Source organism: Natronobacterium texcoconense (assembly GCF_900104065.1).
Classification (GTDB): domain Archaea; phylum Halobacteriota; class Halobacteria; order Halobacteriales; family Natrialbaceae; genus Natronobacterium; species Natronobacterium texcoconense.
Genome location: NZ_FNLC01000005.1, coordinates 92652 through 119500, shown reverse-complemented (window position 1 = coordinate 119500; position 26849 = coordinate 92652). Strand labels below are relative to the sequence as shown.

29 protein-coding genes are annotated in these 26849 nt (G+C 63.4%); 15 read left to right on the top strand and 14 right to left on the bottom strand.

The features are described from left to right. Positions 1-15: 15 nt before the first annotated feature. A complete protein-coding gene (locus BLR35_RS17840; protein ID WP_090385062.1) occupies positions 16-1107 on the top strand; it encodes a geranylgeranyl reductase family protein in 1092 nt (363 codons plus the stop codon). 59 nt (positions 1108-1166) lie between these two features. Next, entirely contained in the window at positions 1167-2594 is a 1428-nt protein-coding gene (locus BLR35_RS17835) for an MATE family efflux transporter (protein ID WP_090385060.1), read from the top strand. Here BLR35_RS17835 and BLR35_RS17830 read toward each other — a convergent pair. The 6 genes from BLR35_RS17830 to BLR35_RS17805 all read right to left on the bottom strand — a co-directional run bounded on the left by BLR35_RS17830 (position 2518) and on the right by BLR35_RS17805 (position 7312). Further along, on the bottom strand, positions 2518-3906 hold the full coding sequence (locus BLR35_RS17830) for a TIGR00341 family protein (RefSeq protein WP_090385058.1): 1389 nt from the start codon (positions 3904-3906) through the stop codon (positions 2518-2520). The genes BLR35_RS17835 and BLR35_RS17830 overlap by 77 nt on opposite strands. 60 nt (positions 3907-3966) lie before the next feature. Next, the gene (locus BLR35_RS17825) at positions 3967-4371 is read right to left on the bottom strand and encodes a hypothetical protein (protein ID WP_090385055.1); all 405 of its coding nucleotides are present in this window, start codon (positions 4369-4371) and stop codon (positions 3967-3969) included. Positions 4372-4455: 84 nt separating this feature from the next. Further along, positions 4456-5043: a DUF8173 domain-containing protein gene (locus BLR35_RS17820; protein WP_244510278.1), complete on the bottom strand. Its 588-nt coding sequence runs from the start codon at positions 5041-5043 to the stop codon at positions 4456-4458. A 119-nt stretch (positions 5044-5162) separates the two neighbouring features. After that, the gene (locus tag BLR35_RS17815; protein ID WP_090385053.1) at positions 5163-5702 is read right to left on the bottom strand and encodes a DUF8173 domain-containing protein; all 540 of its coding nucleotides are present in this window, start codon (positions 5700-5702) and stop codon (positions 5163-5165) included. A 100-nt stretch (positions 5703-5802) separates the two neighbouring features. After that, positions 5803-6915 carry a CAF17-like 4Fe-4S cluster assembly/insertion protein YgfZ gene (gene ygfZ, locus BLR35_RS17810; protein WP_090385050.1) on the bottom strand — a complete coding sequence of 371 codons (1113 nt, stop codon included), beginning with the start codon at positions 6913-6915 and terminating at the stop codon, positions 5803-5805. A 100-nt stretch (positions 6916-7015) separates the two neighbouring features. Further along, positions 7016-7312 carry a DUF6432 family protein gene (locus BLR35_RS17805; RefSeq protein ID WP_090385048.1) on the bottom strand — a complete coding sequence of 99 codons (297 nt, stop codon included), beginning with the start codon at positions 7310-7312 and terminating at the stop codon, positions 7016-7018. 156 nt (positions 7313-7468) lie between these two features. Between BLR35_RS17805 and BLR35_RS17800 the strand changes: the two genes are divergently transcribed. The 3 genes from BLR35_RS17800 to BLR35_RS17790 all read left to right on the top strand — a co-directional run bounded on the left by BLR35_RS17800 (position 7469) and on the right by BLR35_RS17790 (position 9267). Beyond that, a complete protein-coding gene (locus tag BLR35_RS17800; protein WP_090385047.1) occupies positions 7469-8452 on the top strand; it encodes a DUF7093 family protein in 984 nt (327 codons plus the stop codon). 103 nt (positions 8453-8555) lie between these two features. Further along, positions 8556-8945: a DUF5611 family protein gene (locus BLR35_RS17795; protein WP_090385309.1), complete on the top strand. Its 390-nt coding sequence runs from the start codon at positions 8556-8558 to the stop codon at positions 8943-8945. Positions 8946-9078: 133 nt separating this feature from the next. Then, entirely contained in the window at positions 9079-9267 is a 189-nt protein-coding gene (locus BLR35_RS17790; RefSeq protein WP_090385044.1) for a hypothetical protein, read from the top strand. 22 nt (positions 9268-9289) lie between these two features. On the opposite strand, the gene BLR35_RS17785 is transcribed toward BLR35_RS17790, so the two are convergent. Next, positions 9290-10774 carry a heme-binding protein gene (locus tag BLR35_RS17785; RefSeq protein ID WP_090385042.1) on the bottom strand — a complete coding sequence of 495 codons (1485 nt, stop codon included), beginning with the start codon at positions 10772-10774 and terminating at the stop codon, positions 9290-9292. A 117-nt stretch (positions 10775-10891) separates the two neighbouring features. Here BLR35_RS17785 and BLR35_RS17780 point away from each other — a divergent pair, with 117 nt between their 5' ends. Then, complete coding sequence (locus BLR35_RS17780) at positions 10892-11416, top strand: PadR family transcriptional regulator (RefSeq protein ID WP_090385038.1); 525 nt, start codon at positions 10892-10894, stop codon at positions 11414-11416. 95 nt (positions 11417-11511) lie between these two features. Here BLR35_RS17780 and BLR35_RS17775 read toward each other — a convergent pair whose 3' ends face one another. From BLR35_RS17775 to BLR35_RS17755, 5 genes are all read right to left on the bottom strand, one after another. Then, positions 11512-12453, bottom strand: a complete 942-nt coding sequence (locus BLR35_RS17775; RefSeq protein ID WP_090385035.1) for a formyltransferase family protein — start codon at positions 12451-12453, stop codon at positions 11512-11514. Between the two features lie 205 nt (positions 12454-12658). Then, the gene (locus BLR35_RS17770) at positions 12659-14497 is read right to left on the bottom strand and encodes a site-2 protease family protein (RefSeq protein ID WP_090385032.1); all 1839 of its coding nucleotides are present in this window, start codon (positions 14495-14497) and stop codon (positions 12659-12661) included. A 43-nt stretch (positions 14498-14540) separates the two neighbouring features. After that, a complete protein-coding gene (gene lysS / locus BLR35_RS17765; RefSeq protein WP_090385030.1) occupies positions 14541-16226 on the bottom strand; it encodes a lysine--tRNA ligase in 1686 nt (561 codons plus the stop codon). Beyond that, a complete protein-coding gene (gene pyrH / locus BLR35_RS17760; RefSeq protein WP_090385028.1) occupies positions 16223-16960 on the bottom strand; it encodes a UMP kinase in 738 nt (245 codons plus the stop codon). Before pyrH ends, lysS begins: the two co-directional genes overlap by 4 nt. Before the next feature lie 74 nt (positions 16961-17034). Next, positions 17035-18039 (bottom strand): CapA family protein, encoded by a 1005-nt coding sequence (locus BLR35_RS17755; RefSeq protein WP_090385025.1) that lies wholly within the window; start codon positions 18037-18039, stop codon positions 17035-17037. 176 nt (positions 18040-18215) lie between these two features. On the opposite strand from BLR35_RS17755, the gene BLR35_RS17750 reads away from it, so the two are divergent. From BLR35_RS17750 to BLR35_RS17740, 3 genes are all read left to right on the top strand, one after another. After that, positions 18216-19073, top strand: a complete 858-nt coding sequence (locus tag BLR35_RS17750) for a molybdopterin synthase (protein WP_090385023.1) — start codon at positions 18216-18218, stop codon at positions 19071-19073. A gap of 251 nt (positions 19074-19324) precedes the next feature. Beyond that, positions 19325-19570, top strand: a complete 246-nt coding sequence (locus BLR35_RS17745; protein WP_090385021.1) for a DUF7123 family protein — start codon at positions 19325-19327, stop codon at positions 19568-19570. A 186-nt stretch (positions 19571-19756) separates the two neighbouring features. Beyond that, complete coding sequence (locus BLR35_RS17740) at positions 19757-20911, top strand: site-2 protease family protein (protein WP_090385018.1); 1155 nt, start codon at positions 19757-19759, stop codon at positions 20909-20911. Here the strand turns inward: BLR35_RS17740 and thiL are convergent, their stop codons facing one another. Then, the gene (gene thiL, locus BLR35_RS17735) at positions 20912-21820 is read right to left on the bottom strand and encodes a thiamine-phosphate kinase (protein ID WP_090385016.1); all 909 of its coding nucleotides are present in this window, start codon (positions 21818-21820) and stop codon (positions 20912-20914) included. A gap of 100 nt (positions 21821-21920) precedes the next feature. Between thiL and BLR35_RS17730 the strand changes: the two genes are divergently transcribed. From BLR35_RS17730 to BLR35_RS17720, 3 genes are all read left to right on the top strand, one after another. After that, positions 21921-22376: a 30S ribosomal protein S19e gene (locus BLR35_RS17730; protein WP_090385014.1), complete on the top strand. Its 456-nt coding sequence runs from the start codon at positions 21921-21923 to the stop codon at positions 22374-22376. A gap of 105 nt (positions 22377-22481) precedes the next feature. After that, positions 22482-22829, top strand: a complete 348-nt coding sequence (locus BLR35_RS17725) for a DNA-binding protein (protein WP_090385011.1) — start codon at positions 22482-22484, stop codon at positions 22827-22829. Beyond that, positions 22830-23420 (top strand): DUF7411 family protein, encoded by a 591-nt coding sequence (locus tag BLR35_RS17720; RefSeq protein ID WP_090385009.1) that lies wholly within the window; start codon positions 22830-22832, stop codon positions 23418-23420. It begins immediately after the preceding gene. Between the two features lie 99 nt (positions 23421-23519). Here BLR35_RS17720 and BLR35_RS17715 read toward each other — a convergent pair whose 3' ends face one another. Next, positions 23520-24095, bottom strand: coding sequence for a hypothetical protein (locus tag BLR35_RS17715; RefSeq protein WP_090385007.1), 576 nt, complete (start codon positions 24093-24095; stop codon positions 23520-23522). Between the two features lie 191 nt (positions 24096-24286). On the opposite strand from BLR35_RS17715, the gene BLR35_RS17710 reads away from it, so the two are divergent. The 3 genes from BLR35_RS17710 (at position 24287) to BLR35_RS17700 (ending at position 26702) form a co-directional block, all read left to right on the top strand. Next, complete coding sequence (locus tag BLR35_RS17710; RefSeq protein WP_342027646.1) at positions 24287-24811, top strand: helix-turn-helix transcriptional regulator; 525 nt, start codon at positions 24287-24289, stop codon at positions 24809-24811. 401 nt (positions 24812-25212) lie between these two features. Continuing rightward, complete coding sequence (locus BLR35_RS17705; RefSeq protein ID WP_244510277.1) at positions 25213-25827, top strand: hypothetical protein; 615 nt, start codon at positions 25213-25215, stop codon at positions 25825-25827. Positions 25828-26096: 269 nt separating this feature from the next. Continuing rightward, complete coding sequence (locus BLR35_RS17700; protein WP_090384998.1) at positions 26097-26702, top strand: HAD family hydrolase; 606 nt, start codon at positions 26097-26099, stop codon at positions 26700-26702. Positions 26703-26849: the final 147 nt, after the last annotated feature.

Genomic DNA, 26849 nt, shown 5'->3' with positions numbered 1-26849 from the left:
GTGAACGTGAGTGACATGTACGATTTCGTCGTCGTGGGCGTCGGCCCTGCTGGTGCGCGGTTCGCTCGCCAGGCCGCCCGGCGAGGCTACGACGTCCTCGCTCTCGAGAAGGGGACGGTCGGGACGCCGCTTGCCTGTTCTGGCCACGTGAGCACCGACATCTGGGAGTTCACAGGCGACGGCGCACGTGACGAACTTTTCCAGAACGAGATCTACGGTGCCCGGTTCCACGTCGGCGGGCCGAACAGCGACGCCTACCCCTTCTACAAGGACGAGGTCGCCTCGAACGTCATCGATCGGGTCGGGCTGGATCGGCACCTCGCCGACCGCGCACGCGAGGCCGGCGCGGACGTTCGCGAGGAACACACCGTCACCGAGGTTCGCGAACGCCGCGACCGCGTCGAGGTCGTCGCCAGCGGTCCCGACGAGACCCACACGTTCGAGGCGAAGATGGTCGCCGGCTGTGACGGCCCACGCTCGAGGGTCCGATCAGAACTCGGCCTCCCCGATCCCGACGAACTGCTTCACGGCGTGCTCGCGTTCTCCGACGAGGAGGACCATCAGGACTTCGTCGACGTCCACCTCACCGCGCCGACGTTCTTCGCGTGGCGCATTCCCCGCGGCGACGCCGGCGTCGAGTACGGACTCGCCGCACCGCCGGGCGTCCAGGTGACCAAGCACTTCGAGGAACTGATCGACGGCTACGAGATCGACGTCTCCCATCGCTGTTCCGGTGCGATCCCGATCGGACCCCCAGAGCGCGTGACGACTCGCCGGGGCTTCCTGATCGGCGACGCGGCTGGCCAGACGAAGCCGTTCACCGGTGGGGGGATTCTCTACGGCATGACGAGCGCCGACCACGCCGCCCGCGAGATCGATCCCGATCGGCCGGCGACGCTCGAGGCGTACGACCGCGCGTGGCGTGGCGACCTCGAGCGCGACCAGTTCCTGGGCCACTGTATCCGGCGGGCGTACTCGCTACCCGAACCAGTCCAGCGGATCGGGCTGGGTGCGCTCTCGGGCGAGATCGGCGTCCACATGGATCGACCGACGTCACTCGTCTCGCCAGCACACCTCCGGACGATGGTCTCGCGGCTGTTTCGATAGCGGTTCGAGAGAGTCAGCAGGCGACAGATCGAAAAGGACCCTCCGGAAAGCAACGTCCGATGAGCGATTGGGCAGCGGTAGTCGACCGGGTCGCGACTCTTCTCGAGCGACTGGGGATCATCTCCGCCGAACGGTTTCGCCCGACGATGGATCTGGCCTGGCCCAGAATCGTCACCGGGTTTGCGATCATGTCGAAGCAGACGGCCGACCTCGCGATGGTCGGCATCGCCGTCGGAACGCTCGGTACCGCTGGCATGGCCTTCGCCTTCGCGTACTGGCAAATCGTGGTGATGCTCGGGCTTGGGCTCGCTGGCGGAACCGTCAGTCTCGTCTCCCAGAACTACGGCGGGGAGGCGACCGAGCGCGCGTCGCTGGTCGTAAAACAGAGCGTCCTGCTCGCCGTCGCCGTTGGCATTCCGCTCGCCGTCGGCTTCTTCGCGCTCGCTGAGCCGCTGATCTCGTTGCTCGGTTCGGATCCGACGGCGATCGATTACGGCACTACCTACCTCGTGTTCGTCGCGCCCGCGGTCCTCTTCGAACTGCTGAACCTCATCGCCAGCCGGACCTACACCGGCGTCGGCGACACCTTTACCGAGATGGTCGCCCGCGCTGGCGGCGCGGCGCTCAACATCGTCCTCAGCGGCGTTCTCATCTTCGGGTTCGGGCTCGGCGTCGCCGGCGCAGCGATCGGGACCAGCCTCTCGACGGGGTTCGTGACCGTCGTTCTGGCGTGGGGAATGGTCGGCCGGTCGTACGGCCAACTCGGAATGGAACCCAGTCCGGTACCGATCACGCGTGCCGGCACGTGGCTCGAGCCATCGCTCGCCCGCCAGTTGCTCGAGATTTCCGCACCCGAGATCGGGCGGCGACTCGCCGAGGGGATGGTCGTCTTCCCGCTCGTGTGGATCGCGGCCTCGTTCGGCCCGGTGATCGTCACCGCAGTCGAGGTCGGTCGCCGCATCCGCGGGCTCATAAACAGCATCAACTGGGGGATGTCGATGGCCTCGAGTTCGCTGGTCGGCCAGCACCTCGGAGCCGGCGAAGAGGGTGAGGCCGGTGCGTACGGCGCGGCGATCGTCCGACTCTCGGTCGTGATCTACGTGGCCGCCGCAGCCGTGGTCGTCGTCTTCGCGGAACCGATCGCGGGGCTTTTCGTCACCGATCCAGGGGAAGTCTCGCAGGCTGCCGTCTTCGTCGCCGTCGGCGCGATCAGTGCGGTCGGGTTCGGGATCGACGGCGCCGCCGCGGGCGCGCTGCTCGGTGCCGGCGACACGCGGCTACCGTTCGCCGCCTCGCTGATCGGCCGGTACGTCTTCGCACTTCCCGCAGCGGCACTCGGGCTGGTTACGCCGCTGGGAATCGGTGGGCTCTACCTCGCGTTCCTGCTCGAGACGTACGTTCCCGGCGGGATCAACTACTGGCTGTTCCGGCGGGGACGATGGAAGGCAGTGAGTCGGAAGTATCGGCCGTCTGCGGAGTCCGGCTGAGTTGACCGTCGTTCTCGCCACCACGTCGTTCGGAGACGACGTACTCCACCTCGACGACCAGCGACTCGTCGCCGTGGGCGCTGATTTCCTCGTGAAGTCGGTCGGCCAGCCCCGGTTCCGGCCCGGGTTCGTCATTGGCGACCGTGACGACGACCCGGTCGACCGACTGGATCGGATAGTTGCCGTCGAGTTCGACCGTGACGTCGTCGGCCTCGAGTCCCTCGTACTCGGGTTCGGCGAGCACCGTCTCGGCTTCGTCTTCGGCGGCCGACTCGAGTTCCGTCGTCTGAAAGTCGAGCAACGTGACGCCGGCCAGCGGCGCGGCGAGCACGAGCAGACCGATCCCGAAGATAGCTGCGTAGGTGTAGGTCGGCCGCCGGGTCGACGACACCTCGAACAGCCCCTGCGGGCGGTAGCCGGCGATCCACAGCGTCGCCAGTGCCGCGAGGTTGATCGACAAGACGTTGACGACCACGAGCGCACCAGCGCCGACCGCAGCGCCGTACATCCCCCAGGCGGCCGTGATGCCGACCGCAGCCGAGGGCGGGATAAGCGCCGCCGCGATCATGACGCCGACGATCGCTTCCGAAAACCCTCGCGTGAGACTCAGGATGCCGGCGATACCGGCACCGAGTGCCACCGCCAGCGAGAACAGGTTCGGCGACACGCGTTCCTCGAGTTCGGTCGCGACGACGACGTCGACGCCAGCGGGCTCGAGGCCAGCAAGACGCGCGAGGACGGCGAGACCGATCGAAGCGACGACGACCAGCGCGACGCCGACGAACTGGTAGGCAAACCCCTTCCATTTGAGCCGGTCGTCGCCGGTAACGATGCCGACATTGGCTGCCAGCGCGGGACCTAGAAGCGGCGCGATTACCATCGCTCCGATGACGACCGCCGGCGAGTCCGCGAGCAGGCCGGCGGTGGCGACGACGGCACTGATGAGCAACATGACGGCGTAGATGGAAAACGGCGGCGTGAGCTCTCGAGCTTTCGTCCGCAGGACCTGTCTCGAGGTTCGAGTCCCGCTCGGCCCGCCGTGGCCGTACTGTTCCCGTAGCGTCGAGAACTCTTCGGAGATGACCGTCTCGGCGTCGATCACGACGACGCTTGCATCGTCGCTGACGCCGGCTTGCCGGAGCCGATCGAGAATCGGTTCGACGGCCCGCGTCGGGAGCGGGAACCGGACGACAGCGGTATAGCCGCGGCCGCTGGTCTCGTCACTGACGACGTAGTCGACTCCTTCCGCCTCGAGGATGTCCAGAACGGCCCGTCGCCGCCCTTCGGGGACCGTGATTTCGAGGTAGCGCATACGGCCGGGGACCACCGGACGGTGGATAGTACCCTGGGCAGCAGTGGACGGGGGAAGTGGCTAACTCCCGGAACCGACGATTCCGCAGGCGATCCCCTCCGGTTCGGCGATCTCCGAGCCGTCGACGGCGTCGGGTGCGAGCAACAGGACGGTGTCGTTCGGCATCTCCCCGTCGACCTGGATCGGGTGACCGAGTCGTTCCTCGAGCGCCTCGAGGCCCTCCTCGCTCTTCTCGAGGAGCCTATCGGCGTTCGCCTCCGAGAGGACGAACACGGGTTCGTCCGTCGTCCCGCTCGCCACGTCGCCCTCGAAGGCCTCGACCAGCGTCGTCAGCGACTCGAGGTCGACGGAGCCGAGCGACCGGATCGTCACCCGTTCGGTGTCGGAGCCGGGTGCCTCCTCGGACTGCGTGCGGACTTCGTCTGTGAGTGCCTCGAGGTCGGTGTCGTCGATGCTCGTGGCCATACCGTTGTTCCGATGGGCAGGGCCGTCAGGATGGGGCCAGCCAGTTCCGGCACTGAGGGCTCGAGAAGAAGCGGAATCGATCGACTAACTCAGGAACTGGCGGATGGCGGCACCGATGCCGATCGATCCGATCACGAACGCGACGATCCCGCCGAGTACTGGAACGGCGCCGGAGACCGCCGAGACGACGACCGCGACCGCGAGGGCGACCGGCCAGTCGTCGTCGACCAGGCGACCGGTCGCGAGGTAGCCGAACTCGAGGGTGATCAGGGCGACAATCGCGTAGCCCAGAAGGAGTGGGACCGCGATCACGATGCCGATTCCCGTGATCGCGAGAAGGAAGGCAGAGCCGATAACGGCGATCAGACTACCGACTCCGTACAGGAAAGCGATTCCCGGCTCGTCTAGTGCCCGGTCCGTAACCCGTCGCGTCGTAGACTCCGCGATCATGATCAGGAGCCCGCCGATGACGAGCGTCATCACTCCAGCGGTAATCCCCTCGACGAACCACGGGAGTTCCGGGACGGTATCCGTCGGCTCCGGTCCACCGGTCTGTGCAGCGACCGTCGTACTCGAGCAGACGAGCGCGACGGCGGCGAGCCCGAACAGGCTGGCAGCGGCCGAGAGCGATCGTTCCGCCAGTCGATCCGTGGAAGTGGAGGGCAGTTTCACGTATCGACTTGCGAACGTGTCCGATATAAGGACTGATGTTTCGATCTGGTACCTACTCGTAGCTCGGCAGTCGATCTCCCGTAGAACGGTAGGTCGGTCCGGTTGCCGACGGCCGGGGACTACCGACTCGAGCGAGGTCGTCCGGCGCGGCCGATCTGGACGACGAAGGCACCCATGCCGAGAACAGCGAGCGCGAGCGCGACCAGTTCACCCCAGGGAACAGCGGCGAGAACCGCGGCGACGACGACCGCGACCGGGAACGCGACGCGCCAGTCGTCACCCGCGAGTCGACCGATCGCGAGAAACCCAAATCCGGCGGTGAGCAACACGGCAGCCACGTACCCGAACTGGAGCAGGGCGACGAACGCGCTTCCCACGACCGGAATCAACTGAAAGAGTTCGACCCCGACGACGGCGATCAAGATACTCAGACCGCACAGAAGCGAGACGACGGGGTCGACGAGCACGCGGTTGGTGACGGTCCGCGTCTCCGGTTCGGCGACGATCAGCAGGAAGCCACAGATCGCAGCCGTCCACCCTGCAGCCGTAATCGACTCGAGATACCACGGGCCCGAGACGACGTTCGTGGTGTCGAGTCCGGCGACGCTCGCGCTCGAGAGGACGACAGCGAGAACGAAGACGGCGAGACCGGCAGACACCGGAACTGTGTGTCGAGACCGAGTTGACCGAATTCGCACGGTCCGAACGACGGACCTATCAAATATGAAGATTGTTACTTCGAGAACTCGAGCGATCAGTTCACTCGTAGGCCGGGAGTCGAGCCGACCGATCCGATCCATCGTAGAACGGGAGTTCGGTCAGAGTCGCCGGCACCTCCTCGCCGCCGATCCGAACCGTCAGGTCGTCGCTCTCGAGGTCGTAGTCGACCAGCGCGAGCGCGATGCCCGCCTCGAGCATCGGGCTCTCACCCGCTCGAGTGACCTCGCCGACGGACGCGTCGCCGTCGAAGACGGCTGCGCCGGCGTCCGGGACTCGGAGTTCGTCGTCACCGTCCCCCTCGCTCGAGAGCGTCAGTCCTACGAGCCGTCTGCTCGGCTGTCCGCGGTTCTCGACGCGGGAGACGACCTCCTGGCCGACGTAACAGCCCTTGTCGAAGTCTAAGCCGTTTCGCAGACCGAGTACGTTCGGCACCGTCCCCTCGAGTTCGGTCTCGAACAGCGGCGACCCGGCCTCGAGCGTGAGGCTCTCGAAGGCCCGGTAGCCGAAGGGGGCAGCGTTCAGTCCCTGGTTCAAGAGTACGTCGTAGACGGCCTCGGCGTCGGCGGCGGCACAGATCACCTCGTAGCTCTCCTCGCCGGTCAGCGCGTCGGTGCGGACGACGGTGACGCCGGAGTCGCCCATCGAGCCGCGGACGAACGACAGCCGTTCGTCGGGCGAGGCCGCGCCGTTGAGGACGCTCGCGATCTTCTCGGTCGCGTGCGGACCGTGGATGCCGAAGATGGCGTAGTCGTCGGTCGCGACGCGGATGTCGACGTCCTGAATGAACACCTTCTCGGACCACTCCTCGGCCAGCGGTTCGGCCTTCTCGGGTGGAACGAACAGCAGGAGACGCTCGCCGGCGTTGTAGACGTAGAGTTCCACGTCGATGCCGCCCTGGGGCTCGAGCACGAGCGCGTAACAGCCCCGGCCGTCCTCGCTGGGGACGCGGTTCGAGACGACGTTGTCGACGTACTCGAGGCGGTCGTCGCCCTCCACGACGACGACGCCGTAGATCATCTCGAGCAGGCCGACGCCGTTGCGAACCGCTCGATGCGTGCGCTGTGGTCGGCCGAAGTGCTCGACGACGGTGCGGCCGCCCCGCTCGCCGAACGTGGCACCGTGATCCTCGTGAATCGACTCGATGACGCTCATAGCTACGTTCTGGGGCCTGATACGGATTGCTGTAACGGTTTATCGGCGCAACCGCAACCCGATTCGCGGTTTCGCCGGGAAGTCGTTCCAGTAGGTCGTGTCAAAAGGGCAGCCGATCCCGCAGCCAGTCACCGATCGACTCCTCGGGTTCTTCCTCGGTGACGTCTGGGACCACTCGCTCGTCGGGTTTGATCAGGGTCTGGTCGCCGTCTGCCTCGACGACGATCAGATCGTCCTCCTTGAGGGTCGCGAGGGCGTCTTCCAGGTCGTCGATTTCGGCTTCCGCGGCCGCGCGGAGTTCGAAGACAGTCATCCCCTCGTCGGCCTGATCGACGAGGGCGTCGAGTACCGCTACCTCCGTCCGGCCGCGATCCCGGTACTCCCGCTTTGCTCTCATCCGTCTACGTATTCGACGACCCGGGATTTGACGTTTGTCGTTCTCGCTCCAGAGTCGTCTCGAGCGACGCCGACAGTGCAACTGACAGCAAGCGATCACCTAGAATTCGGGGTCAGGCGGTACGTTTTTTATGGCCCGGGTGGGAACGGTGGGACAATGGTCCTGCGATGTTCGCTGCTCGGTCACGACTTCGGTGATCCGGAGGTCGAACGCGAGCGCGAAGAACGGGGCAGTGAGGTCGTCGTCACCGTCCAGGAGTTCGAGGAGTGTACCCGCTGTGGCGAGCGCACCGTCATCAGCGAAAACACCGAAGTAACGAGCCTTCCGGACGGAGCCGACGTCGGCGCGCTGCCCGACGATCACGAGTTCAAATCCAAACCTGAGGTCAACTCGGAGCCGGATTTCGAGCCTGCCGAACCGACCGACGTGGAGACCGAGCCCGTCGAAACCGACGACACCGAGCCCGAACCCGTCGAGGCCGAAGACGTCGAAATAATCGACGCCGAAGAGCCCGACACCGGCGGCCCTATCGACGCCGAATCCGTCGACCCGATCGACACCGAACCGGAGTCCACGACGGCGAGTACGGACGCCACCACAGACGAGACGGAACCCGCGAGCGAAAGCGACGGGACCGAGTTCCCCGACGACGACGGCGAAATCCTGGACGACGACTCGAGTAGCCCGACCCGGGACGGCAATCGCGACCACGGCGAGTGGCCCGACTCGCCGGACGTCGGTGGGGCGGCCGATACCGGCGACGAACTGACCGAGTGGCCGGACGCCGGAACGGAACACGAGTCTGCCGACGACAGCGTCGTCCTCGAGCACGACGCGGAGTACGTCACCGACACGCCGAGTGAAGTCCAGGTCGGAGCGGAAGAGACCGTCACCGCCGACTCGAGTGCAGACGCCGAGGACGAATCGGCCACGGAACTCGACAGCGGTTCCGGGATCGAGCGGGGAGACTCGGCTCCAGACCCCACCGAGAGCACGGTCACGACCATCGACGACGGCCCCTCGGAGTTTTACTGTCCTCGCTGTGAGTACGTCGTGACCGACGACCGTGGCTCGCTGCGTGCCGGCGACATCTGTCCGGACTGTCGGAAAGGCTACCTGGACGAGCGGCCACAGCACTGACGCTCGTCTCTCTCGTTCTTACACCGCTACTTCGGCCGATTGTCGCCAGAGCGAAACGTCGGGTATGAAAAGAGGTAAACACCCCGCCGTGTATCTCCAGACCATGAAGGAGTACAAGATGCGTCGCGGTGAATATCTCGAGGAGCGAATCCCAGACATGGAGTCGACAGTCGAGGACTACTTCGGTTCCATCACTGGCACCCAGGAGTACAAGGGAAGCGACCTCTACCTCATCGAGGAACCCGCCAACCCCGTCTTCGAGAAAATCGTCGTCGGCGCCGTCGAATACTCCGGCAAGAAGGACAAACTCGGCGTCGAGTTCCACGAACGCGACCCCACCGAACTCGGCCCCGACGAACTCGAGGCTGCCGAAGAAGCCGTCGACGCGAAAAACGACTTCCTGCTCGAGGCAACCGGCCGGGACGCCAAGGCCCGTCGGGACTCGATGAAGCGATCGGTCGAGGACGATCCGGACCACGACGTCGAGACGTAATCGCCGTTCTCTCCCTCGTTCGGGGCATTGCAGTACGTGACGCCGTAGCCGAGCGTCCGTCACTCGCTACGGCCGAACCGGGGGCCACTGTCGCTTCGAAACCGCTATTATCGCGACGTGAGATCGTCCGATTATGGATCTCGCTGCGTTCTTCCTCGCGACGCTGGTAGCGCACGTCGGGTTCGCCATCTTCGTCACCGCTCACGCGTTCCTGACGGACGAAGACGCCGGCAACTGGCCCTACATCACGCTCGCACTCGGACTCGCGGGCGTTGCGGGGTACTTCTTCTACGACGAACTGTCGGAGTCCGGCAGAATCTGACTCGAGAAAATAGATCGGCTGTTCAGGCCAGGAAGACGTGTCGTGGCCGGTCGGCGAGGATGTCGCGGCCGTAGTCGACCGTCTCGGAGAACTCGTCGCTGCGGAAGAACTGCATGGCGTCTTCGCGGGAGTCCCAGCGGCTGGCGATGAACATGTCGTTCTCGTCTTCGCGGTTGGCCAGCAGGTCGGTCTTGCGGTGGCCGTCCATATCGGCGAGAATCCCGGCGACGTCGCCGAACGTCCCGACGAAGTCTTCGCGGTGTTCGGGTTCGACGGTGTAGAACATCCCCATCGTCCCCCAGGAGTCGTCCTCGTCATCGCCTGCCTGCCGCACGACTTCGGGGAGGTCCGCGAGGAAGCCGGCGGCCGTGTCCGCGGCGCTTTCGGTCTCCCAGAGGCTGACGACGGCCGACTCGGCGTCCTCGTCACCGGATTCGGATTCGTACACCGCCGTCTTCACGTGGGTGTCGTAGTGGTCGAAGTTCGTCCGGAGGCCGTCGACCTCCTCGAACAGTTCGTCGGCGTCGGCTTCGGAGTAGAGCACGACCGCGTAGACGTCCTCGCCGTGGGGCTGGCCGGCGTAGACGCCGATTTCCTCGAGTTCGTCGCGGACGTCGTCCTCGTCGCTACCCGGCGGGCTGCCGGCGTCGCCGCCGTGTGGGTGGCCACCTTCGCTTCCGGAGTGAGCCTCGCCGTGTGGGTGACCGCTCGCGTCGTCTTCCGCCGGGACGGTCTCGCCGGCCATGTAGGCGTCCAGGTCGTGGGGTTCGAACCGGCGGCCGACGTAGAACCGGCCGAACTCGGCGTACTTCGACGTCGAGGGGTCGAAGCGCATCTCGGCGAGCAGGTTCTTGATGTTCGCGGGGTCGTCGGCGAACAGCGAGACGCTCCACTCGGAGTCGTCGAACCCGATGCTGCCGGCGGTGATCTGGCTGACCTTGCCGCCGTAGCTGCGGCCGATGTCGCCGTGAGAGCTCATGTGCTCCGATCGGTCCTCGAACGGCAGGTCGTACCAGTTGTACTCCGGATCGCGCCGTTTCTCCATCGGGTAGAAGTTGACGTACTCGGCGTCCGGAATCTGCGGGTAGAGTTTCTGCTCGAGATAGCGCGAGAGACCCGTGCTCTCGACCTCCTCGTCTTCCTCGAAGTAGGCGTCGGTCACGTAGTCCGACACCTCGGCGACCGAGACGTACGAGTCGGCGCGTTCGGTGAACTCGGCGAACGCCGTCTGATCGAACTGGCGGCCGAGCTGTTCGACGTCGGCCATCGTCGGTCGAATGTGCATGAAGAGCAGATCCGTCTCGTGACCGAGCATGGCGAACGTCGCGGAGTCACCCTCCTCGGCGTCGGCGACGTGCTCGCAGTCGGCGAGGAACTCTTTGCCCTCCTCGAGTGCGCGCTCGCGGACGTGATCGGGAGCGTCTCGCCACGCGTCCCAGTCGACGGTCCGGAAGTCGTGCAGGATGTACCAGCCCTCCTTGGTACGCGGTGGTGTCCGTCGTTCCATAGCGGGAGTTGGGAAGCGACCGATAAGAAGGGACTGCTTCGTTCCCAGTTTCGATCAACTGGACGGGTTGCTGGTGACCGAAACCCTTTACGTACGTCCGTTTGAATCACGGGTTATATGCGGAAAAGTGGGCCGCCGAAAGGACTCATCGCCTACCTCGTGCTCGAGTTACTCGAGGAGAAACCCAGGTACGGGTACGAGATACTCAAGGAGATCAAGGAGATCAGCGGCGGTCACTGGGAACCGTCCTACGGTTCGGTGTACCCGATCCTCTACAAGTTCGAGGAGAAAGGGTGGGCCGAACGGATCGAGCGGGAGGACGAACCCGATCGGAAGTACTTCGAACTCACCGACGACGGCCGCGAAGAACTCGAGGAGCGCAGGGAAGAGAGCGCGGAGAAAGGACGGGACTTCGCCGACGTCATCCTTGGATTCTTCCACGTGTACGCGGCGTTCTCGACCGACGAGCGGTTCGAGATTCCCGAACTCGAGGGCGAGTGGCGGTTCGACGAGGAGTTCAGTAGCTGGGTCGTCGAACAGGTCGTCCGTCACCACGAACACTACTTCGATACGGAGTTCGAACGGATCGAGGACAGACCCGAGGAGTTCTACGAGCGACACGGGATCGACCGCGAGGACTAATCGGATTGCTGTACCGATGTCTCGGCGCAACCGTCGCTCGAGTCGCGGCTGTGCCGAATGACTTACAGTAAACCGGGTGACCCGATACGCCGACGTCAGTCCCCGGACTCGACCGTCTTCTCCCGCTCTATCTGTCCGTCGGGACTGACTCGCTCGTCGGTCGCCTCCTGGCGCTCGAGTCGCTTCCGGACACGCCCCGTGAGATTTTTCGAGAGGACTCGCGCCGCGAACGGCACCGATCGACGCTGGTCCCGGTAGTAGAAGTCACCGAGTCGTTCGTCGGGGACGGACTCGGGTTCGAACGTCGGATCCCCCAGTCTGGTGACTCCCTCGGTCAGGAGCCGAATCTGTACCGTTGCGAGCCGATCGAACACGTCCCAGAGCGTGTAACACCCCTCGAGTGACACCTCGTCGTAAGTAACGATTTCGCCGCCATCGATCGATTCGTCTAACCGCTGGAGCGTCGAGCCAGCCCGATCCTGCCCGTCGTGGAAGATCGCCGGCGGCCCCATCCCTCGATACTTGCGGATGTCCGCGGGATGGAAGCTAATGACGCCGTGTTTCGGTGCCGTCAGGACGTCACCGCGAACGAGACCGAAGCCGAATCGGACGACGACGTCACAGCGGTCGGCGAGTTCGTCGACGACGTCGTCGGGAAGTTCGTTCCAGCCGTCTTCCGTCCGTGGTTCACACTCGAGGTGGTCGACGTTGGCCAGCGCATCGACGTTCTCGGTCGAGTGACGGTGCCAGAGCGGTTGTTCGTCTCCGAGCAGTCTACCGATGGTTCGTTCGGCGAGAACGAACGTCCAGGCTCGTTCCTGCCGGAACACGTCGAAAAACTCGAGGACGTCCTCGAGTGTAATTCGGTCCTTCGAGTTCCACGACTCGGCTTCGTGGTCTTCGTTCCCGGCGTTCTGGACGACGAGCGAGAGTTCGACCCCCGGTTCGTCACGCAATCGTTCTATCGCACGGACTTGCCACTCGTAGAGAAACGACTCCGTCAGGATCCCGACCGTCGTTGGATTGGCAGCGGACATCCGGTCGTCTAGCTACGTATCTCTCGTTCCTTAGTTAGCCAGCCACCTTCGTTTCCACAGCCCCGGTATCGAGCAGTTACAGTCGTCCGCCCGACCGGGGTCCCGTTGGAGCGTCGTGGATCACGATTCGTTCGGTGGCGACGAGAAACCACCGGTAATAATCCCGTACAGATTTCGTTCGGACCGATTTCGAACGAGCGGAGTCCTACCCAGCGAGCAGTCCCGGTGCGAACAGCATCACGAGGAAGCTAAACAGCATGGTCAGCCCGACGGAAGTCGTCACCATTCGGACCATCCGACGAGTGCTCTCGATTGGCAGTCGGGAGACGACCGCTTCCGTACTGGTCCGGAGAATGTGTCCACCGTCGAGTGGGAACGCCGGGATGCAGTTGAAGAAGCCGAGCTGGACGTTGATCCAGCCGGTCCAGAACAGCAGGTTCGCCAGGATAAACACCGTCGAGTCGCCGACGGAAGCGAGTGCTCCCTGGACCTGATAGAAGTTCTCGATACCACCCGTGAAGCCGGCGAAGTTGAACGGAAGCTGGCCGATGACGCCGATGATCGGTAACAGAATCGCGATACCGATTTTGCCGAGGAAGCTGTCGGCGAACGCACCGAAGCTACTCTCGCCGTCCCCGCCGAGGACTGCCAGGTACTCTTCGGCCGGATAGAGCTGGACGCCGAGCGGTTCGGCCGAGAAGCCGGAGACGCCCTGTAGGGCGTGGAAGCCGACGGTTCCGCCGCCGGTCACCTGGCTCCGATCGCCGAGGGTCACCTCGTACTCGACGCGGTCGCCGTCGAGATATCCCGCGACGGTGGCCTCGTCGCCGGGATGGGTCGTTGCGAGTCGCTCGTTCAGGATCTCCTGTGAGTGGACTCGCTCCCCGTCGAACTCGGTGATGATGAACTGCTCGCCGCCCGGCGCACCGGCGTTGGCGAGCGGTCCGTCGTCGGCGATTCCGACGAGCACACCGATCGGTATCTCGCGTTCGTCGGTCTCGCCGTCGTTGCCTGTATCGACCTCGAGCGTTGCGATTTCCTCGTCGCCGACCGCTTCGATCAACTCGCCTTCGGTCGCGACCTCTTGCCCTTCGACGGCGGCGATCGCATCGCCGGCCTCGAGGTCGATCGCGTCGGTCTCGATGGCTGTGCTGACGAGCAAGGATCGTTCGGCGTCGACCGTTCGTTCGCCGTTTAACTCGACCGAGACGCGGTCACTATCGGTCGCCTCGATCCGTTCGGCGAGTTCCTCGTTGTTCTCGACGGCGACTCCTTCGACCGCGGTGATGCGGTCGCCGGGTTCGATGCCCGCCTCCGCTGCAGGTGTCCCTGGCTCGACGCCGCCGACGGCGGCACCGGGTGCGACGGCGATCGAACCCGCAATCGGGCCGAAGAGCAGGGCGAAGGCCACGAGCGTGATCGCGAAGTTGTTCGTGACGCCAGCGGCGAACATCCGCGTTTGTCCGCCTCTCGAGGCGTCCTTGCTGCTTTTCTGGTCGGGTTCGACGAACGCGCCGAACGGGATGATCGCGAGCATCGCGATCCCCATCGACTCGATGTTGATATCTTCGACCCGACAGAGCAGGCCGTGGCCACCTTCGTGGACGACCAGTCCGACGAGGAGGCCGAAGACGATGCCGGGCGTGGCCGACAGCGGCAGGAAGTCGTTGACGCCGGGAATGACGAGGACGTTTCGCGGTTGCTGGACTGACGTCGGCTGTGGTGCAGAGAGTGCGCTGATGGCCGCAAGTAGGAGGAAGCCGAACATCGCGACCATCACGACCAGCGAGATGCCGATGCCGATATTGGCCCAGGCTCGCCAGAATCGTTTCGGCCCAGAGAGCCAGTCGAGAAACTCGCGGCCGCGCGTGGTGTGGAAGGTCAGAATGGGCCCTTGCGTGCCGACGAAGTCGGGGAGCAGATCGGCCTGCTTGAGCGCGATGATCGCGCCCCAGTAGAGAGCCAGGCCGACGACGACCCACGTCAGGAGTTCCGAACCGAAGAGTTCGGGCGGTGAGATGGCAGCAACGAGACCGTAATCCATTATGCTACCTGAAGGGGGGCGTTCTCAAATGGCTTTTGTTGGGCTACCGTTCGCGGCGCAGTCGGGCGACGACGAACTCCCGGTCGACCTTCGCGAGGAACGGACCGAGTTTCGGCCCCTGGTCCTCGTCGAAGAACAGGCGGTAGCCCGCCGAGAAGAACTCGCCGACGTCGACGTCGTGGCGCTTTGCCGTCTCGTAGATCTCGCCCTGGATCTCCTCGGGGCCGTGGCCCGCCTCGACGAAGTCAGCCAGTTCCTCGAGTGCGTCCTCCGTCGCTGTGTCGAACTCGTGGTCGGGAATCTCGCTGCGCTTGAGTTCGTAGTCGAACTCGTTGCCCGTGCGTCGCGCCCAGTTGCGTGCGCGTTCGACGCGGGCAAGCGCGCCCTCGACGGCCCACTCGGGCGCATCGTCGGGGATGTGACCTTCCTTGCGAGCGACGTCCTCGCGCAGGTCGGGGTCGTCGAACATTCCGAGTACCGCAGCGAAGGTGTAGGGGAGGCGAACGCGCTCCTCTCGCGGTTCCTCCACTACGAGCGGGATGACGCGTTCGGCAAACGCCTGCTCGTCCTCGTCGGCTTCGACCTCGCCGAAGTAGATCCGCTCGAGGCGGTCGAACTCGTCGACTAGCTGGTCGAGGCGTTCGATGCTGAAGTCACGAGCCTTCGAGGGGTCTTTCGCGAAGAAGTACCGCAGGACCTCGGGCTCGAGCAACTCGAGGACGTCCGAGACGAGGATGACGTTGCCCTTCGAAGAGGAGAACGGCTCGCCCTCGAGCGTGAACCACTCGTAGACCATCGGGACGGGTGGCTCAGTCTCGAAGACGTTGCGCGAGACGTCCTCGCCGCTGGGCCACGATCCTTCGGCGTGGTCCTTCCCGAACGGCTCGAAGTCGACGCCGAGTTCTTTCCACTGGGCGGGCCACTCGAACCGCCAGGGCATCTTGCCCTCGCGGAGCGTGGCGGTCCCCTCGTGGCCGCAGCCGTCGATCGTCTGATCGCCGGCGTCCATGTCGGTGCACTCGTAGTCGACTGTGGGCTCGTCGCCCTTGAGGTCCACGCTCGTGACCGTCTCCGTAACCTTCCCACACTCCTCGCAGATCGGGTTGAAGGGGACGTAGTCCCCGTTCGCGTCCACCTTGTCCTGGTACTTCGAGAGGACCTCGCGTGCTCGATCCCGGTGCTCGAGGACGAACCGGGTAACGTCCTCCAGGTCGCCGTTTTCGTACAGTTCGGTGTTCGAGAGCAGGTCGATCGGGACGTCGACGGCGTCGGCGCTGTCGGCGATGATCTGCGAGAAGTGGTCGCCGTAGGAGTTACAGCAGCCGAAGGGATCCGGAATGTCGGTGTACGGCGCGCCGAGATTCCGGCCGAGCGCACCAGCGTCGACTTCGCCCAGGTCGACGAGGTTCCCTTCGAGGTCACAGAGGGTCCGTGGAAGCCCGCGAAGCGGGTCGCGGTCGTCTGCGGTGAACACCTGGCGGACCTCGTGGCCGCGTTCTCGAAGGACCTCGGCGACGAAGTAACCGCGCATGATTTCGTTGACGTTGCCGAGGTGGGGAACGCCGGAGGGAGAGATGCCGCCCTTGATGACGATCGGCTCCTCGGGGTCGCGGGATTCGATGTGGTCTGCGACCGTATCCGCCCAGAACGCGTGTCGTGTCTCGAGGTCGTCGCGCTGGAGAGTGTACGGGCTGATCGCCGCGTCCGTGGCGTGGTCGTCGTCGGTCATTCCTCGAGATCGTCTTCGTCTCCGGCCCAGTAAGTCGGCTCCTCGCCGACGCCGTCCGGAATCACGTCGGTTCCCTCGTGATCGCCGTGGCGAACTGCGCGGGCGATCCGGTCGGGGTCGGTACCGTCGAGGACGATCGTTCGCATCCCCGAGCGCTCGATGATCTTCGCGGCGAGCAGGTCGACGGGTGCGGACGCGCCAGCGTTCATCTCGAGGCCGGCGATGGCGTCGACGAGGTCGCTCGCCGAGAGTTCTTCGTACTTCGTGGCGTCGTCGGACTCGTTGGGGTCGTCGCTGTAGACGCCGGGGACGCTCGTCGCGTAGACGAGCAGGTCGGCGTCGATGTACTCCGCGAGCGCGGCGCCGACGGCGTCGGTCGTCTGGGCCGGTGCGACCCCACCCATGACCGAGACGTCGCCGCGGCGAAGCGACTCGCCGGCCTCGTCGTAGTCCTCCGCGGGCGCGGTGACGGCGTCCTCGCCTAGTGCCGCGATGAGCAGGCGAGCGTTGAGCCGCGTGACGTCGATCCCCAACTGATCGAGTTCGATCTCGTTTGCCCCGAGATCACGGGCTGCTCCGATGTACTCGCGTGCGACGCCACCCCCGCCGACGACGGCGCCGACCCGACAGCCGTCCTCTACGAGGTCCTCGATGACGGCAGCGTGTTCGGCCACCCGATCCGCGCCCGGTTCGGGCACGAGTACGCTCCCGCCGATAGAAACGACCACTTTCATACTATCCCGGTGTAGCCGGGTTGCAATCTTAAGGGTTGCCAACTGACGGGCGAGCGTGTCGGATCCACACGATGTTACGCTCGCTCGAGCGACAGCACCAGCGTCTCTTTTTCACGGTTGAACTCGGTTCCGAACGGTTCGGATAGCTCTCGCATCCGCTCGCGGGACCACTCGGCGGCGTCGGAACCTGCCTCGTGGACGACACAGTTCTCGATTTCGGTCGGGTGGAGTCGTAGCTCTCGAGGCGTTCCGTCCGGCGAGACCGTCAGGACGAACAGGAAACTCCGGTCGTTTCGTAGCTCCGGATCGACCCGGTAGTCGTCGACGAAGTCGCCCGCGTCGTAGAGTATCGAACGCCCCTCGTGGACTTCGATCCCCTGGAAGACGTGGGCGCTGTGGCCGTGAACGACGTCGACCCCCTCCTCGACCAGCCAGCGACCGAACTCGCGGAACGAGTCGGGCGGCTCCTCGACCATGTTCGGCCCCCAGTGTAACGAAGCGACGAGCAGGTCGGGATCGGTCGCCTGGGCGCGCTCGAGGGCCTCGCGCGTTCGTTCGATCGTCCGGTCATCCTCTACGTCTATCTTGATCCAGGCGGTCCCCGGCGACTCCTCGTCGGCCGCGTACTCCCGCGTATTGTCCGTCAGCGAGACGACCGCAACCTCGAGCCCGTCGACCGAACGAACCGCTGGCTCGAGCGCCTCGTCGACCGTCTCGCCAGCACCCGTGTGTTCGATCCCCGCCCCGTCGAGATGCTCGAGCGTGTCCCGCAGCGCGACCTCCTCGTAGTCCAGCACGTGGTTGTTCGCCAGCGCGCAGACGTCGACGCCGGCCTCCTCGAGCGCCGGAATCGCCCAGTCGGGGTCGGCACGGAAGTGGAAGGGACGATTCGTCCGTCGCCACTTCCGTCCGCGCGTCGAGAGACAGCACTCGAGGTTGATCACGAGCGCGTCGAGGTCCTGAAGGCGCTCGAGGACGGTTCCCCACACCGCGTCGGGCGATCGACCCTGGTGTCGCTCGTCGACCAGCCGACCGAGCATGACGTCACCGGTGAAACCGATCCGGAACTCGCGTGCCATATGTGAACGTCCGACGACGAACGACAAAACGGTCGAGGATCGTTTCGGAAAGGTTGCTGTACGATTCGTCGGCACGGTCGAGACGATCGACGGCCGTGCCGACAGCGGCTTGCAGTAGGCCGTCTCGTCCCGGCGGCGATAGCTACAAACCCCGTCCTCACCATTGTTCAGGCAGCATGCACGTACTCGGTGTTACCGACCACGACGCGAGCGACGACGCCGTCGAGCGGGTCGTCGATCGGGTCGTCGACCGCCTCTCTCGAGCGGGACGCGTCGGGGTCGTCAGATACGACGCGACGATCGCCGACGGAACTCACGCTCCCTATCCTCGCGAGTCGATCGCACTCGGCGGCGACGTCACCTACGACCTCGGGGCCGACGGCGACTGGACGGCGACGGGGACGGGGATGAACGTCGGGGACGCGCTCGACCGGCTCGCGGTCACCTGTGAGTACGCCGTCGTCGTCGGCGTCTCGGAACTGCGCTATCCCTCGATCGCCGTCGGCTCGAAGGCTGCAGACCTCCCAGACGACGACTCGCTGCTCGCGGCCGTCGAATCGCCCGGCGAACTCGCCGTCGACGAGACCGAACGAGATCTCGTCGACACCCTCGAGGCGACCGAACCCTACGAAACGCTCGAGTCGCTCGTCGACCGCGTCAAACGCTCGCCGAAGGCCGACCGGTCGGGCGCGATTGCGACCTTTACCGGCCGCGTCCGGGCGAAAGACGGCGAGGACGACGCCCGCACGGAGTACCTCGAGTTCGAAAAGTACGAGGGCGTCGCCGACGAGCGGATGGCGACCATCGAGACAGAACTCGAGGACCGTGAGGGTGTTCTCGAGGTCGAACTCTACCACCGCACGGGCGTCGTCGAGGACGGTGAGGACATCGTCTTCGTCGTCGTCCTCGCTGGACACCGAGAAGAGGCGTTTCGGACGGTCGAAGACGGTATCAACCGGCTAAAAGACGAGGTGCCGCTGTTCAAGAAGGAAGTGACGGTCGAAGACGAGTTCTGGGTCCACGACCGGCCCTGACCGAGTTTCGTCCGAGAGCTTTCTCATAGAATTATCTTATAGTAGTGAGAATAGAACAATTAATTAGTCGTGGCTATTTCTCCCGAGATAATGATTTAGATCTGGTTTTAAAACGTCTCGAAGGATCTAAAGGGCGAATAAAACATTTCGTAAACCCGAATAAAAGCTCCATTATCGCCGAAATCGCTGAACACGGGCGAAATGCTACTAATCGTCCTGCCTTTATAACATATCCCCACCACAAGCCGCTGATGTCGATGAGCACGACATCACAACCCTCCACGGAAACCAAGGAACGCCGCCTGAAACGCTACCTTCGCGAACGCGCCGAGGACGGAGAGATGTACTTCAAAGGGAAGTTTATCGCCGACGACGTCGATCTCTCCCCCAAGGAGATCGGTGCGCTGATGGTCAAACTCTCCGACTCGGCGACCGACCTCGAGATCGAGAAGTGGTCGTACACGAGCGCCACGACGTGGCGCGTCGAACCCGCCTGATAGCGTCCGTCCCCGAACGCCCTGAACGACCCACACAGTCCCCAACTGCCGCCCGAACTCCGACAGGGGCTTCCTACCGGTGTATGCTGACGCTACCGGTACGAAATTCCTGCTCACTCGTGCCTTTTTGCAGCCAGCAACACCGACAGCAGTCGATTTATACCCGGCCGTCGGTAATCACGGACGATGGACGACGTCGACCGGCCCGGGTTCGAAACGTCTTCTATAACGGATTCCGATCTCGAAGCAGGGCCATCCCTCGAGCGGATCGAGTCGGTGTTTGCCGTCTACGAGCGCCAGGTCGAAGGTGAGACGCTCGTCTACTACGGCGATCCGCTCGTCCAGCCCGAACAGATACTCCGGGAACTGTGGCCCGTCTTCCGCGAGGACGGGTACGACCTCGAGGTCGGGACGCGCCACGGGGAGTACGTCCTCGTCGCCGAACCCACGAGCGTCGGCATCGACGGAATCCCGTGGACGAACATCCTGTTGCTCGGGCTGACGGTCGTTTCGACGCTGTTTGCCGGATCGATGTGGTACTACATCGACCCGTTTTCGAATCCGGAAGAGATCTGGCGTGCCTGGCCGTTCACGGTGGCTATCCTGGGCGTTCTCGGCGTCCACGAGATGGGACACTACGTCATGAGTCGGTACCACCAGGTCGACGCCTCACTCCCGTACTTCATTCCGATCCCGACGCTGATCGGGACGATGGGTGCGGTGATCAAGATGAAAGGCCACATGCCCAACCGCAAGGCGCTCTTCGACATCGGCGTCGCCGGCCCGCTCGCGGGCCTCGCCGCCACGGTCGTCGTTACGGTCGTCGGCCTCCACCTCCCACCGGTCACTGCACCGGAAACGATCGTCCAGAACGCCGAAGCCCAGATTCAACTGGGGTATCCGCCGCTGCTCGAGATGCTCGCGTCGGCGTTCGATCAGCCGCTGTACCGTGACGATCCGGCAACTGCGGTGAACCCGGTAGTCATCGGCGGCTGGGTCGGCATGTTCGTCACCTTCCTCAACCTGATTCCGGTCGGCCAGCTCGACGGTGGTCACATCCTGCGGGCGATGGCCGGCAACACCCAGGAGACGATCGCCGCGCTCGTCCCCGGTGCCCTGTTCGGTCTCGCCGCCTACCTCTACTACGTGGCCGGTTACGGGATCAACTCCGTGCTCATCTGGGGTATCTGGGGACTGTTCACCGCGGTACTCGCATCCGTCGGCCCGGCACGGCCGATCGAGGACGAGTCGCTCGACTGGGGTCGATTCGTCCTCGGAATCGTCACCTTCGGACTCGGGATGCTCTGTTTCATGCAGGTCCCGATCGTGGTCATCCAGTAGTCAGCCGTGGGTGTAGCCGCTATCGGCGAGCGACTCGCCATCGAGCGTAATTCCGTCGTCGCGCTCGAGAACGGTACCGATCACCGAAATCGAGACGTTCGTCGCGTCGCGAACGGCCTCGATCGATTCCTCGGGGACGGTCGCGACGAGTTCGAAGTCCTCGCCGAACGTCGTCGCGAGTTCGAGCGCCTCCGCGTCGTCGGCTGCGACCTCGAGGACGGCGTCGTCGATCGGAACCCGCTCGGAGTCGAGCGCGAACCCGCAGTCGCTCGATTCTGCAAGCTGGTGGAGCGACCGGGCGAGCCCGTCACTCGAGTCCATCATCGCGGTCGCGTGGGGAGCGAGCGCACGGCCGGCCGCGACGCGTGGAGAAAACTGGAAGAGGTCGTTGGCGCGTTCTTGGAGTTGGGTCGCCTCCTGTCCGTCCGCCGAAGCAGCGCGTTCGAACAACTCGAGTGCCGCCGCAGTTCGACCGAGGGTCCCCGTCACGCAAACCCGATCACCGGGGCGTGCGCCGCTGCGCGGGACCGGAGCGTCCGTACGACCGATCGCCGTCGTCGCGACGGTAAACTCCTGGTGTTCGTCCAGATCGCCGCCGACGTACTGAGCATCGACGGCCGCACAGACATCGCTCGCGCCACGAACGAACGCGAGCAGTTCCGCCTCGTCGAACGCAGGAGCGGCGTAGGCGGCGACCGCGGCCGTCGCCTCGGCACCCATCGCCGCGACGTCCGACAGCGACGCCCCGACCGATCGCCAGCCCGCCGTGTACCGGGTCGTCCCGTCGGGAAAGTCCGTCCGGTCGTGGAGCATGTCGGTCGTCACGACGAGGCCGTCTATTACGGCGGCGTCGTCACCGACGGCCTCGAGTTCGCTATCCAGAAGCGCCAGTGCCCCGCGTTCGTCCATACCCCTCGTTTCGACTCGAGCGCGAAAAACGGTCCGGGACGTGCCGAGACGCGGATCGGATACGATGGTCTTAAATGCCGCCGAAGGGAACCCAACGCCAATGGCTACGATGTACGACGTTCCGGCGGACGACCTCATCGAGGCGCTCGCCGAGGACCTCGAGGAACGGCTCGACGAACCCGACTGGGCGCAGTTCGCCAAGACCGGCCCCGACCGCGAACTCCCACCCGAACAGGAGGACTTCTGGGCAGTCCGTGCCGCGAGTCTCCTGCGCAAGGTCGCCGACCGCGGTCCCATCGGCGTCGAACGACTGTCGACCGAGTACGGCGGCGCAAAGGGCGGCTCCACCCGCTACCGTGTCGCGCCCGCCCACCGGACGGACGGCTCCAAGAACATGATCCGGACCATCCTCCAGCAGCTCGAGGAAGAAGACCTCGTCGAGACCGCAGAAGGTGAAGGACGACGCATCACCGCCGACGGTCAGAGTCTGCTGGACGACACCGCCGGGAACGTGCTCGAGGAACTCGACCGACCGGAACTCGAACGCTACGCGTAGAGAGCGGGTTTTGCTTCCGGCAGTCTCCCGTGACCCCGAGAGCGTGGCGTCTGTCGGCCGTCTCCGTAATCATTTTCCCGGCTGCAAAAGTATACACGAGTACTCATGAGTGAACGCCCGGACGAGGAGAAACTCGAGGAGTTGCGACAGAAGAAAATGGAACAGTTGCAGGAACGCGCCGACGGCCAGGATGCGGAGGCTCAGGAAGCCGCCCAGCAACAGGCCGAAGCCCAGAAGAAGGCTGTCCTCCGACAGCACCTGACCGACGACGCCCGCAAGCGACTCAACACGGTCAAGATGAGCAAGCCCCAGTTCGGCGAACAGGTCGAACGGCAGGTCATCTCGCTGGCCCGCAGCGGGCGCATCCAGGGCAAGATCGACGACGACAAGATGAAACAGCTCCTCAAGGAGCTGAAGCCGGATTCGAAGAGCTTCGACATCCAGCGACGGTAAATGGAACTGGGACTACTCTACAGCGGCGGGAAAGATTCGACGCTCGCGGCGCTTCTCCTCGACGAGTTCTACGACGTGACGCTGACCACCGCACACTTCGGACTCAGCGACGACTGGAAGCACGCCCGCGAGACGGCCGGCGACCTCGGGTTCGAGTTCGAGCGCCTGGAACTCGACCCTGACGTCGCCTACGAAGCAGCCGACCGCATCCGGGAGGACGGCTTCCCGAGAAACGGCATCCAGCACGTCCACCAGCACGCCCTCGAGGAACTCGCGGCCGCCGGTTTCGACGCCATCGCGGATGGCACCCGACGCGACGACCGCGTCCCGACGGTCTCGAGGGCACAGGCCCAGAGCCTCGAGGACCGACACGGGGTCGACTACATCGCTCCGCTCTCTGGATTCGGCCGGAACGCGGTCGATCGGCTGGTCGACGCCAACCTCGAGGTGACTGTCGGTCCCAGCGAGGAGATCGAGCGGGCCGACTACGAGGCCGAACTGCGCGCAATTATCGTCGAAGAGGAGGGCCGCGAGGCAGTTCGGGACTTCTTCCCCGATCACGAGCAGACGTACGTGACCGGGATTCGATAACGAGTCCGTTGTACTGAGGTCACTTCGCGAGCCTCCCGGAAACTCGGGACGAGGCCAATATTGGAGTTATGCCCGGTTTCCAGCCGGTTCATGTTCCGGCTACACGTCGTGAATCGAAACGATCGTCCCGTCTTCGAGGTCGACTCGGACGGCGTACACGGGAGTCCCTTCGTCGGCGTCACGGATTTCGACGATTGCTCTGTCGGTCCGATACGAACCGTCTCGAGTGACGACGATCGAATCGTTGGATTCTGTCACCTCGAAATCGATCCTCTCGGCGTCGCCGGTCTCGTTCAGGGAGAGCTGTACCCGTTCGACCGGTGAGACGGAAATCTCGTAGTCGTCGCGTTCGTGAAGATACTGTTGGACAGTATCGTTGCTCGTTGCGGTTTCGATTGCTCGGTCGCGGTCGTCGTCGCGTATCGGTTCTCGCTTTTCGGTCGTGATCGTATACTCGCCATCGGTCTCGGCGATTTCTACGGTCGTTACGTTCGACAAATCGTCACTGACGGTGTACGATTCTCCGTCCTGGGACAGCGACACGTTCTCATTCGTGACCGAAATCTCGGTGCTATCCCCACTCGAACTGGCGATTGTAAGTGCCGTCCCCGTCCCGACGAGTGTCACTACTAGAATCGCCACTCCGAGGACGGTAGCGCGAGTGGGCTCGATCATACCGACGTGTCGACCGGAAAAGTCAATGAACGTTTCGAGAAACGAGTATGGAACTAGTTGGAAACTAGTTGTAGAATCGTTTCACGAAGACTATTAGAGGGACTTGATCGATACGAAAGTCTATGAGGAATATCTCTGGTCGGCAACTACTTGCTGCTGTCATATTTCTAGCGGCGACGCTCGTTCTCACGGTGCAACTCATCAATCCGACACCCGTCGTCGTCTCGGTCGGCGACAACGGATCTGACGTCGTCGAAGCAGGTGAGCAGTTTCGCTACACCGAAGTCGGAATCATCACGGTCGCTGCATGGGTGATGGGAGCGAGTATGCTGTATCTCGTCGTCAGTGTGGAACGCGGATCGGTACTGACGGAACCGTCGACCACCACCTCATCGGCGGAGTCGTCCGTACAGACCGACGGCACAGAGCGCCCCGTCCACCTCGAGTTTACGGACGACGTGAACTCGCTAGTCGAGAGACATCGAACCCAGTTCGACGAAACGACCGATCGACTCGACGATACTGAACGGGAGATTTATTCCATGGTTCTCGATGCCGACGGCAAAATCCAACAGCGAGAGATCGTCGCTGACACCGATTTCTCGAAAGCGACGGTCACGCGGACGCTCGACTCGCTCGAGACGAAGGGGTTGCTCGAACGGAAACGACAGGGTGTCGGGAACGTCGTCGTCCTCCAGGAGTCCGCCTCGCCGTAAGCGTCGTCGTACATCTGGATCGGAGCGTCCTCTCACCGAGACCATCACATTTCTACCGTATACCGATCCAAAACGTCGTATATACGGGCGTGAAACTGTTTTCTAACTAGTTCGTTCTTGTTACCAATCAATACTTATCATATCTTTCAGTCAACAACCTCTCGAGAGCGATTCGGTAGAGTCCCCGCACAGTGACTTCGGCTGATACGGTCTGCTGGCGTTACGTACCGCCGGTCGGCGATCCCATCGGACGATCGGGGTAAACGGTGACAGCAAACCGGGTGACGACACAGTAGGCCCTCCACGGATCGCTCTCGCGACACACTAGAGATAATATGAGAAACGCAACGACGCTCACATTGGCGCTTATGACGCTGCTCGCAGTCGCTGTGGGCGGTGTAATGGCAGCAGAACAGGCAGACGAATCACAGACAACCGATTTCGATGACATCGAAATCGAGATCGTGGAACCGGACGTAGACTCGAGCGAGACGGAGTCGGGCGAGACGACGACGATCGATCTGGACGAGTGGAACGTCGATAGTGACGACGCGCACTCGTCCGATGCAAGCACGAACGAGTCACAGACGGTCTCGATCGGCGAGTTCGACCTCGATCTGGTCGAGGCAGACGAAGACTCCTCCGAGCCGGCCGAACCCACGACGATCGACCTGGACGAGTGGGATACTGCGGAGAAACCGATCGAGGCGATCGGTCCCGACTCGTTCAGCTTCTCGGACGAAGCCGAACCGGACGAAGCAAACCTTCACGGTTCGTTCACGTGGAGTGAAGGGGAAAGCGTCGAAATCCCAATCCAGTGGACGCCAGCTGACCAAGACATCGTCGTCGGAATTGTCGACCTCGATCGAGGCGAAGGCCCCGGTGAAGTCGTCAGCAATGGAGCCGACACGGCCGAATTGACGGTCCCCGAAGACAGCGACGAGTGGACAGTTATGATCGGTAACCCCGCCGAGAACACCGATACGGTGTTCTACAGCGGCAGCGTCGAGGCATAACGAGGTCCCGTCCCCGTTGACGCGCTTCGAGACGGCAGGGCCATACCGGCCACTGTCGGTTGAGTTCCGATTCCTCGGCCTTTCCGAAGGCTCGCCTCTATAGTAACAACTGAACTGTTTTCACTGGGCACACGGCTGTCGTGCGATCAGGTGCGCATCGACTTACAGTGAGGGAGCCATAGAACAGTTCGCATACTCACCCACCGGTTGCTCGCCGAACGGGGGATACAGGGGAAGAGATACCAACCACGAAATCATATATTGGAAATATGACTTCTACAAGAGCGATATTTTTTGATCTGGACGGAACACTGCTTGAGCTTCGTCATGAGTATCAAAATATCATAGCTGAGACGTTCAACGCAATAGAAGGTGAGGTGCAGGATAATTGGATAACGCAGTATAATGAGGAATTTTTTAAATTATTCAAGACTTGTGAACCAGATCCAGCTAAACAAGCGTTTGCCAGTATAGAACCCTGTTCAGAGCCAGAGTCGCTCGCTGAAGAGCTCCGAAAGCGAGAGACAGCTTCATGTCGGCCTCAGAACGGAGTTCATGACGACCTTGAGCGGTTAACAGAGAACTATGCACTCGGTGTTCTCACAAACGGCTTTCCAGAGTGGCAAAGAGGGAAACTCCGCAAATATAATCTCGATCAGTACTTCGATACAATTGTCACCTCCTACGAGGCGGGGGCTCACAAGCCAGACGAGGCTCCGTACAGAATCGCCGAAAAACGGCTTCCAGCGGAGACTTATGCGATGATAGGAGATTCAGACGCGGATATTCTTGGAGCTAAAAACGCTGGGTGGACTGCATATCGGCATTCTGGATCTGGGTTTAGTGAGATTCCTGCTGAACTTGATTGGGGATAATTGGTCGTTATTACGCAGGTATAGTGAACGGATAGTGCAGTCTAAATGGAACGGAAGAAACGCCATGAGGTGCGTTCTGTGACATCCTCTTGCAGTAGCTACTATAGATCTCGTCCGTTTCGTATCGGCCGGTCCAGAGGAAAGGAT

What these genes read in the sequence shown, in the direction of transcription:
- BLR35_RS17840 (WP_090385062.1), top strand. Translation starts at nt 16, where the DNA reads ATGTACGATTTCGTCGTCGTGGGCGTCGGCCCTGCTGGTGCGCGGTTC.
- BLR35_RS17835 (WP_090385060.1), top strand. Translation starts at nt 1,167, where the DNA reads ATGAGCGATTGGGCAGCGGTAGTCGACCGGGTCGCGACTCTTCTCGAG.
- BLR35_RS17830 (WP_090385058.1), bottom strand. Translation starts at nt 3,906, where the DNA reads ATGCGCTACCTCGAAATCACGGTCCCCGAAGGGCGGCGACGGGCCGTT.
- BLR35_RS17825 (WP_090385055.1), bottom strand. Translation starts at nt 4,371, where the DNA reads ATGGCCACGAGCATCGACGACACCGACCTCGAGGCACTCACAGACGAA.
- ygfZ (WP_090385050.1), bottom strand. Translation starts at nt 6,915, where the DNA reads ATGAGCGTCATCGAGTCGATTCACGAGGATCACGGTGCCACGTTCGGC.
- BLR35_RS17805 (WP_090385048.1), bottom strand. Translation starts at nt 7,312, where the DNA reads ATGAGAGCAAAGCGGGAGTACCGGGATCGCGGCCGGACGGAGGTAGCG.
- BLR35_RS17800 (WP_090385047.1), top strand. Translation starts at nt 7,469, where the DNA reads ATGGTCCTGCGATGTTCGCTGCTCGGTCACGACTTCGGTGATCCGGAG.
- BLR35_RS17795 (WP_090385309.1), top strand. Translation starts at nt 8,556, where the DNA reads ATGAAGGAGTACAAGATGCGTCGCGGTGAATATCTCGAGGAGCGAATC.
- BLR35_RS17790 (WP_090385044.1), top strand. Translation starts at nt 9,079, where the DNA reads ATGGATCTCGCTGCGTTCTTCCTCGCGACGCTGGTAGCGCACGTCGGG.
- BLR35_RS17785 (WP_090385042.1), bottom strand. Translation starts at nt 10,774, where the DNA reads ATGGAACGACGGACACCACCGCGTACCAAGGAGGGCTGGTACATCCTG.
- BLR35_RS17780 (WP_090385038.1), top strand. Translation starts at nt 10,892, where the DNA reads ATGCGGAAAAGTGGGCCGCCGAAAGGACTCATCGCCTACCTCGTGCTC.
- BLR35_RS17775 (WP_090385035.1), bottom strand. Translation starts at nt 12,453, where the DNA reads ATGTCCGCTGCCAATCCAACGACGGTCGGGATCCTGACGGAGTCGTTT.
- BLR35_RS17770 (WP_090385032.1), bottom strand. Translation starts at nt 14,497, where the DNA reads ATGGATTACGGTCTCGTTGCTGCCATCTCACCGCCCGAACTCTTCGGT.
- lysS (WP_090385030.1), bottom strand. Translation starts at nt 16,226, where the DNA reads ATGACCGACGACGACCACGCCACGGACGCGGCGATCAGCCCGTACACT.
- pyrH (WP_090385028.1), bottom strand. Translation starts at nt 16,960, where the DNA reads ATGAAAGTGGTCGTTTCTATCGGCGGGAGCGTACTCGTGCCCGAACCG.
- BLR35_RS17755 (WP_090385025.1), bottom strand. Translation starts at nt 18,039, where the DNA reads ATGGCACGCGAGTTCCGGATCGGTTTCACCGGTGACGTCATGCTCGGT.
- BLR35_RS17750 (WP_090385023.1), top strand. Translation starts at nt 18,216, where the DNA reads ATGCACGTACTCGGTGTTACCGACCACGACGCGAGCGACGACGCCGTC.
- BLR35_RS17745 (WP_090385021.1), top strand. Translation starts at nt 19,325, where the DNA reads ATGTCGATGAGCACGACATCACAACCCTCCACGGAAACCAAGGAACGC.
- BLR35_RS17740 (WP_090385018.1), top strand. Translation starts at nt 19,757, where the DNA reads ATGGACGACGTCGACCGGCCCGGGTTCGAAACGTCTTCTATAACGGAT.
- thiL (WP_090385016.1), bottom strand. Translation starts at nt 21,820, where the DNA reads ATGGACGAACGCGGGGCACTGGCGCTTCTGGATAGCGAACTCGAGGCC.
- BLR35_RS17730 (WP_090385014.1), top strand. Translation starts at nt 21,921, where the DNA reads ATGGCTACGATGTACGACGTTCCGGCGGACGACCTCATCGAGGCGCTC.
- BLR35_RS17725 (WP_090385011.1), top strand. Translation starts at nt 22,482, where the DNA reads ATGAGTGAACGCCCGGACGAGGAGAAACTCGAGGAGTTGCGACAGAAG.
- BLR35_RS17720 (WP_090385009.1), top strand. Translation starts at nt 22,830, where the DNA reads ATGGAACTGGGACTACTCTACAGCGGCGGGAAAGATTCGACGCTCGCG.
- BLR35_RS17715 (WP_090385007.1), bottom strand. Translation starts at nt 24,095, where the DNA reads ATGATCGAGCCCACTCGCGCTACCGTCCTCGGAGTGGCGATTCTAGTA.
- BLR35_RS17705 (WP_244510277.1), top strand. Translation starts at nt 25,213, where the DNA reads ATGGCAGCAGAACAGGCAGACGAATCACAGACAACCGATTTCGATGAC.
- BLR35_RS17700 (WP_090384998.1), top strand. Translation starts at nt 26,097, where the DNA reads ATGACTTCTACAAGAGCGATATTTTTTGATCTGGACGGAACACTGCTT.